Annotated in this window: 1 protein-coding gene and 1 pseudogene; one reads left to right on the top strand and one right to left on the bottom strand. The window is 37.9% G+C overall.

Translation table 11 applies throughout. The features are described 5' to 3' along the window. A partial coding sequence (locus HMPREF0493_RS07930) for a hypothetical protein (protein ID WP_006352824.1) occupies window positions 1–257 on the top strand: 257 nt, incomplete at its 5' end. Window positions 258–322: 65 nt separating this feature from the next. Here HMPREF0493_RS07930 and HMPREF0493_RS08525 read toward each other — a convergent pair. Next, window positions 323–1,631, bottom strand: a pseudogene (locus tag HMPREF0493_RS08525) (IS3 family transposase); the annotation flags it as partial.

Here is a 1,631-nt window from a genome sequence, read left to right as displayed (position 1 = left end):
AGGAAAGAAATAAAGGTGAAATTATGGCACGAAAAAAGATCGAATTAGACAAAGATATTGAAAATTTAGTTGCAAAATATATCGACACTACTGAAATTGATTGGAACAGATTAGTTAACAAGTCTTTGAAATACTATATTACTAATAAGTTGAATTCAAAAGAAGTTAAAAAGCTTATCAAGAATAGTGATGCGGAATCAGCAAAATACCTTGATGAATATGTTCGCAACAATATTGATAATCACTGGAATATGTAGTTTGTTGTTATTAGCAAAAAAGCTTGGTCTGTAGTGACCCAGCAAAATTGGACACTTTATTGATATTATGCAACTAAGGATTGATTCCGGAATTGTTCCGGAGTCAGTCCTTTTAGTTTTATCTTAGTTCTTTCAGTATTGTAGAAGCGGATATGGTCTTTGATAGCTTGCTCTAATTCATCAAGATTGGCATAATTTGTTTCTTTGCCGTAGAACATTTCGCGTTTGAGAATGCCAAAGAAGCCTTCCATCAGCCCATCATCAGGAGAGCAGCCCTTTCTAGACATGCTTTGTTCTATTCCATGAATGGCTAATTCCTGCTGGTAAGCTCGGTTTTGATATTACCAGCCACGATCAGAATGAAAGATTAAACCATTGAGCGCAGGATGAGCAGTAAAAGCATCATTAAGCATTGTCATTACTTGTTTGAGGCTAGGATGACGAGAAATATTGTAGGCAACTATATCTCTAGCACAGCCATCGATAATTGGCGAAAGATAAAGCTTCTGTCCTCTTAAATTGAACTCGGTAACATCCGCGTACCACTTCATATTTGGCCTGACGGCAAAGAACTTGCGCTTAATCAGATCTGGCTTGATTCTGCCCTCAATCTCTCCCTCATAGCTGTCATAACGTTTTCTGCGTCTCATGATGGCCAATTAAGTTCAGCTTGCTCATCAGACGGTAAACTGTCTTGCGGTTAGCCTTAAAGCCTTTATTGTGCAAACGGTCGGCAACCACCCGGTATCCGGGTGCAGCGTATCTGCCTTTGAGCTCAGCATGGATTTCTTTGATTCGCTTAATCATCTTATGGCGCTTAATTTCATCTTGATCTTCACGTTGAAGCATGTCACAGTAATTACTCCGCGACAAATGCGGAAGATCATTTTCTGGATCATTAATAACTGCAAGAATCGTTTTTACGCCCAACCCGAGTTCCTGCCTTAATTCCGCAACAGCCTGTGCTATTTCTGTTCTGGTTGGTTTTCTCGTTTCAGCTTCTCTAGCTCTTTGTTTGTTCTTTTCTTCAAGAGTATGTCGTCCTTTCTTCTTGATAACGACATTATACCCATTTTCTTTGTAGGAGCGAATCCAATTGCTTAGCATACCTATACTGGACAAGCCAAGATCAAGAGCTACTGCAGCAATTGCTTCGTCTCCGAAAAGAACTCTTTTGATTGCACGTTCTTTATATTCCTTGGAGTAATAAGTATGAGGCTTATCAAGAATGGAAAAGCCATGAATTTTAATCAGTTTTACCAAATAGTTTATAATTTCTTTTCTTACTCCATATTTTTTACCTAAATAGGTTCCGCGTTTCTCTTCTAAAGTCCATTCTTTAAAAATATGAATTTTATCTTGTTTGGTTAATTT

The organism is Lactobacillus amylolyticus DSM 11664 (assembly GCF_000178475.1).
GTDB classification, from domain to species: Bacteria; Bacillota; Bacilli; order Lactobacillales; family Lactobacillaceae; genus Lactobacillus; species Lactobacillus amylolyticus.
This window is presented reverse-complemented; position numbering and strand designations above follow the sequence as displayed.